Origin of the sequence: Mesorhizobium sp. M1E.F.Ca.ET.041.01.1.1 (genome assembly GCF_003997355.1) — a bacterium.
Lineage (GTDB): Bacteria > Pseudomonadota > Alphaproteobacteria > Rhizobiales > Rhizobiaceae > Mesorhizobium.
In genome coordinates, this window is the sequence record NZ_RZSL01000391.1 from 1 (window position 1) to 5,899 (window position 5,899).

6 protein-coding genes are annotated in these 5,899 nt (G+C 64.2%); all 6 read left to right on the plus strand.

What is annotated here, in order from left to right:
- A partial coding sequence (locus EOA38_RS25565) for a CmpA/NrtA family ABC transporter substrate-binding protein (RefSeq protein WP_127300549.1) occupies window positions 1–1,102 on the plus strand: 1,102 nt, incomplete at its 5' end.
- 361 nt (window positions 1,103–1,463) lie between these two features.
- Window positions 1,464–2,780, plus strand: coding sequence for a CmpA/NrtA family ABC transporter substrate-binding protein (locus EOA38_RS25570; protein WP_126092927.1), 1,317 nt, complete (start codon window positions 1,464–1,466; stop codon window positions 2,778–2,780).
- A gap of 103 nt (window positions 2,781–2,883) precedes the next feature.
- Window positions 2,884–3,774: a nitrate ABC transporter permease gene (ntrB, locus tag EOA38_RS25575; RefSeq protein WP_126092926.1), complete on the plus strand. Its 891-nt coding sequence runs from the start codon at window positions 2,884–2,886 to the stop codon at window positions 3,772–3,774.
- A gap of 10 nt (window positions 3,775–3,784) precedes the next feature.
- Window positions 3,785–4,582, plus strand: a complete 798-nt coding sequence (locus tag EOA38_RS25580; RefSeq protein WP_127300550.1) for an ABC transporter ATP-binding protein — start codon at window positions 3,785–3,787, stop codon at window positions 4,580–4,582.
- Window positions 4,583–4,966: 384 nt separating this feature from the next.
- Window positions 4,967–5,146, plus strand: a complete 180-nt coding sequence (locus tag EOA38_RS25585; protein WP_126092924.1) for a hypothetical protein — start codon at window positions 4,967–4,969, stop codon at window positions 5,144–5,146.
- Between the two features lie 64 nt (window positions 5,147–5,210).
- A partial coding sequence (locus tag EOA38_RS25590; protein ID WP_127300551.1) for an MFS transporter occupies window positions 5,211–5,899 on the plus strand: 689 nt, incomplete at its 3' end.

The following is a 5,899-nucleotide window of genomic DNA, read 5'->3' on the forward strand; positions in this document are numbered from 1 at the left end:
CTCCTGGGCCAACATCCGCGACCGCATCGCCATCGGCCATTTCGATGTCGCCCATATGCTGGGACCAATGCCGCTCGCCTGCAGCCTCGGCCTCACGCCGCTCGCCTCCGAGACCATAGTGCCCTTCTCGCTCGGGCTCGGCGGCAACTGCGTCACGGTTTCCAATGCGGTATGGGAAGGCATGGCGGCGCACGGCGTCGTGCCGGACCTCGATCCGGCACGTGCCGGCGCAGCGCTCGGTGCGCTGATCCGCGAACGGGCAGCCGCCGGCCGCGAGCCGCTGCGTTTCGCCGTCGTGCATCCGCATTCGGGGCACAATTACGAGCTGCGTTATTGGCTCGCCGCCTGCGGCATCGATCCCGACCGCGATATCGAGATCGTCATCGTGCCGCCGCCCTTCATGACCGACGCCTTGGCCGCCGGCCGCATCGATGGCTATTGCGTCGGCGAGCCGTGGAACAGCGCCGCCGTCGCAGCCGGCATCGGCCGCATCGTCACCGTCAAGGCGCTGCTGTGGCGCAACAGCCCGGAAAAGGTGGTCGGCGCGCGCAGGTCATGGGCCGAGGAAAACCCGGAAACGCTGGCGGCGCTGCTGAGGGCGCTGCATCATTCCGCTCGCTGGTGCCAGGCCCCGGCAAACCGAAGCGAGCTGGCGGCGCTGATGGCCAGGCCCGACTTCCTCGGGCAGCCCGAGGCAATCCAGATGCCGATCCTCACCGGACAGCTTCAACTGGGCGCAGGCGAGGCTCGGAACGTCGAGGATTTCTTCCTGCCCTTCGACAAGGCGGCGAACTTTCCCTGGAAGAGCCACGCGCTCTGGTTCTACACGCAGATGGTGCGCTGGGGCCAACTGGCGCACACGCCGCAAAACCTTGCGATCGCCCGCGACTGCTACCGGCCCGACCTCTACCGCTCGGCGCTGAAACCGCTCGGCGTGGCCCTGCCCGGCGCCAATGCCAAGGTCGAGGGCGCGCTGAAGGTCGCGACGCCAGTCGGTTCGGCGGGGGCGAGCCTTGTCCTTGGCCCGGACGGATTTTTCGACGGCCAGATCTTCGATCCCGACCGGATCGATGCCTACATTGCCGGCCAGAAACGCGCCTGATTATTTTCGCGCCACTCTTGTGCACTGCACAATAATTGTGCGCGCGCTTGCGCTAATGGGCAATCTTTGGCCTGCTCGCTTAGTGGTCCGGCGCGCTGCCAACTATAGCATATAATTGATTTCATTTGTATTTTTGGCACAGTCTGGAAACTGGCATGGTTCCTGCTTTGTAATAGACAGACTCTTCGCAGGGTCACGGAACAGGCGTCCAATGGCGGGCGCCACAGGCAAAGCTGCCGCTCAGGTCAACACGCGATCCCGGATGTAAGGACGCGCGCGACCTGGCCGGCGGCTTTTTTGTTTTTGACCGAACACGCAATCGACGGCGCCGGTCTCAAGCGGCGCCCAACCGGAGATGACGATGACGAAACGGATCGGAACTGGAACGACGCCGAAGGACCTGACCCGGCGCGACTTCCTTGCCAGAAGCGCGCTCACTGCTGGGCTGTTCGTGGCGGCGCGCAAGCTCTTGCCCTCGGGCGCTTATGCCGCCGCGGCCGCTCCCGAGGTGACCGGCGCCAAGCTCGGCTTCATCGCGCTGACCGACGCTGCACCGCTGATGATCGCCAAGGAGAAGGGACTGTTCGCCAAATACGGCATGCCCGATGTCGAGGTGCTGAAGCAGGCCTCCTGGGGCGCTACGCGCGATAATCTTGTGCTTGGCGGCGAAGCCAACGGCATCGACGGCGCCCACATCCTGACGCCGATGCCCTACCTCATGCACACCGGCAAGGTGACCCAGAACAACCAGCCGCTGCCGATGGGGATCGTCGCGCGGCTGAACTACGACTGCCAGGGCATTTCCGTTGCTCAGGAATACGCCGCCACCGGTGTCGGCCTCGACGCGTCCAAACTGAAGGAGGCCTTCGCCGCCAAGAAGGCCGCCGGCAAGGAAGTGAAGGCGGCCATGACCTTCCCGGGCGGCACGCACGACCTCTGGCTGCGCTACTGGCTGGCCGCCGGCGGCATCGATCCCGACAAGGATGTCTCCACCATCGTCGTTCCGCCGCCGCAGATGGTGGCCAACATGAAGGTCGGCAACATGGACGTGTTCTGCGTCGGCGAGCCGTGGAACGAACAGCTTGTTCACCAGGGCATCGGCTTCACCGCCGCCACCACCGGCGAGTTGTGGAAGGGCCATCCGGAAAAGGCGCTCGGCCTGCGCGCCGCCTTCATCGACAAATACCCCAACGCCACCAAGGCAATCCTGATGGCCGTCATGGAAGCCCAGCAATGGTGCGAGGCCATGGAGAACAAGGAGGAGATGGCCTCGATCATCGGCAAGCGGCAATGGATGAACGTGCCCGTTGCTGACATCATCGGCCGCCTCAAGGGCGACATCAACTACGGCAACGACCGCGTCGCCAAGGGCACCGACCTCTACATGAAGTTCTGGAAGGGTGGGGTCTCCTATCCCTTCAAGAGCCATGATGCCTGGTTCCTCACCGAGAACATCCGCTGGGGCAAGTTGGCGCCGACCACCGACATCAAGGCGCTGGTCGACCAGGTCAACCGTGAGGATCTCTGGCGCGAGGCGGCGAAGGATCTGGGCGTCGCGGCAGGCGACATCCCTCAATCGCCCTCGCGCGGCGTCGAGACCTTCTTCGACGGCAAGACCTTCGATCCGGCCAATCCGTCCGCCTATCTCGACAGCCTGAAGATCAAGGCATCGGCTTAAGCGCAAACGGCGCATTGCGCCGTTTGTCGCAGCGCAACCCAAGCGCAACGGCGCTCGCGCCGTTGTCGCTCCACCGGACTGCCCCACGGAGATTTTCCACGACATGTCCATCCAAACCGTCGAGGACACCAAGGTGAAGGCATTTCCTGCGAAGCCCGCCGAGGTGATTGCCTTCACCGCAAAAGCGCGGCGCCGCATCGACCTCACGGCCATTGTCGGCCGGCTGGCGACGGCACTGGTACCGCCGGCCGTCGTCATCCTCGTCCTGCTCGTCGTCTGGCAGGTGGCCTGCTCTTCGCCGACGGCCAGCCTGCCGCCGCCGAGCCAGGTGTGGAACGAGGCTTACGACCTGATCGCCCATCCGTTCTTCGACAATGGCCCGCAGGACATAGGCCTCGCCTGGCGAGTGCTGATCTCGCTGCAGCGCGTCGCCATCGGCTTCGGCATGGCGGCGGTGGTTGGCGTTGCGCTGGGCGCCCTGGTCGGTCAGTCTGTCTGGGCGATGCGCGGTCTCGATCCGGTCTTCCAGATCCTGCGCACCGTACCACCGCTCGCCTGGCTGCCGCTGTCTCTCGCCGCCTTTCGCGACTCCAACCCGTCGGCGCTGTTCGTGATCTTCATCACCTCGATCTGGCCGGTGATCATCAACACCGCCGTCGGCGTCCGCAACATCCCGGAGGACTACCGCAACGTCGCCCGCATCCTGCGGCTCAACCAGCTCGAGTTCTTCTTCAAGATCATGGTGCCGGCCGCCGCGCCCTACATCTTCACGGGCCTCAGGATCGGCATCGGGCTCTCCTGGCTCGCCATCGTCGCCGCCGAGATGCTTACCGGCGGCGTCGGCATCGGCTTCTTCATCTGGGACGCGTGGAATTCCTCGCGGCTGCCAGACATCATTGTCGCGCTCGTCTATATCGGCGTCACCGGCTTCTGCCTCGACCGGCTGGTTGCGGCGATCGGCGCCTTCGTCACCCGCGGCACAACGGCAAAGTGAGGACGGCGCCATGACCGCCTATCTGAAGCTCGACCATATCGACAAATCCTTCTCTCGTGGCGGCCAGTTCAGCGAGGTGCTGAAGGATATCAGGCTCACCATCGATGCTGGCGAGTTCGTCTCCATCATTGGCCATTCCGGCTGCGGCAAGTCGACCTTGCTCAACCTGATCGCCGGGCTGACCAAGGTTTCCAAGGGCGCCGTGCTGCTCGAGAACAGGGAGGTCGACAGCCCCGGACCGGAGCGCGCCGTGGTTTTCCAGAACCACTCGCTGCTGCCCTGGCTTACCGTCTACGAGAACATCAACCTCGCCGTGTCCAAGGTCTTCGGCCAGACAAAAAGCCGGGCCGAGCGGCATGACTGGATCATGCGCAACCTCGACCTCGTCCAGATGGCGCATGCCAGGGACAAGCGCCCGGCCGAGATATCGGGCGGCATGAAGCAACGCGTCGGCATTGCGCGCGCCCTCGCAATGGAGCCGAAGATCCTTCTGCTCGACGAGCCCTTCGGCGCGCTCGACGCGCTGACCCGCGCCCATCTCCAGGATGCGGTGATGGACATCCACGCCAGGCTGGGCTCGACCATGATCATGATCACCCATGATGTCGACGAGGCGGTGCTTCTGTCCGACCGCATCGTGATGATGACCAACGGCCCGGCGGCCACCATCGGCGAGGTGCTTCCGGTGCCGCTCGCCCGGCCGCGCCGACGCATCGAGCTTGCCTCCGACAGCACCTTCCTGCGCTGCCGCGAGGCGGTGCTGAAGTTCCTCTATGAACGCCACCGCTTCGTCGAAGTGGCGGAGTAAGGCCATGACCGAAAAGCGCACCGCATTGACAATAGGCAATCTACCGCATTGCACAAATATTATGCTGCCCTGCAAGGCATTCTGACTAATCTTTGATCCGCTGCCGGGCTTGGTCAAAAGTCGCACGACAACGTCTTCGTTTTGATTTCATTAGATAATTTAGAGCGCTGTCGAATTGGCACGCTTCCTGCTTTTGAGAATGCAGGCCCGCAAGGGCCAAGAGACACAGGCGTCCAATGGTGGGCGCCACAGGCAAAGCTGCCGCTCAGGTCGACACGCGATCCCGGATGTACGGACGCAAGACCTGGACGGCAGCTTTTTTGTTTTGGACCGAACACGAAAAACGACGGCGCCGATCCCAGGCGGCGCCAGGCGGAGACGAAGATGACGAAACGGATCGGAACTGCGACAACCCTCAAGGATTTCACGCGCCGCGATTTTATCGCCAGCAGCGTCCTGACGGCGGTGCTGTTCACCGCGGCGCTCCTGCTGTTCCCGGCCAATCACGAAACCGAGGGCAAGAGTCCGCAAGTGACCGCGCAAGTCCCGGTCTCGCCGCGCTGACCGATGCCGCGCCTCTGACCAACACAACGCGCGGTGCCTCCCACGCCGCAAACCGGAGCCCAAGATGACCGCAAATCTCCCAGCCGCGCCAAGCCAGGACAGTGCTCCCCGGCAGGCGCTCGTCATGTCCACCATCGCCTTCACCGTCTGCTTCGCGGTGTGGACGATCTTTTCCATCATCGGCGTGCGCATAAAGCAGGAGCTCGGCCTGAACGAGACCGAGTTCGGCCTGCTGGTCGGCACGCCGATCCTCACCGGCTCGCTCGTGCGCATCGTGCTCGGCGTCTGGACCGACCGCTACGGCGGACGTCTGGTCTACACCATGACCATGCTCGCCGCGGCGGTCGCGACCTTCCTGCTCAGCTTTGCGCACACCTATGAGCAGATGCTGATCGCGGCCCTCGGCGTCGGGCTCGCGGGCGGCTCCTTCGCCGTCGGCGTCGCCTATGTCTCGCGCTTCTTCCCGGCCGGCAAACAAGGCACCGCGCTCGGCATCTTCGGTGTCGGCAATGTCGGCGCCGCGGTCACCAAGTTCCTGGCGCCGTTCGTGCTCCTTTCCTGGGGCTGGCAGTCGGTCGCGCTGATCTGGGCGGCCGCGTTGGTCATCATGGCCGTCGCGTTCTGGTTAACCACCAGCGACGATCCGGTCATCCGCGAGCGCCGCGCCGGCAAGGCAGCGCCCGCGAGAAGCTTCTGGCAGGAATTCGCGCCGCTCAAGAACCTGCAGGTCTGGCGCTTCGCCTTCTACTACTT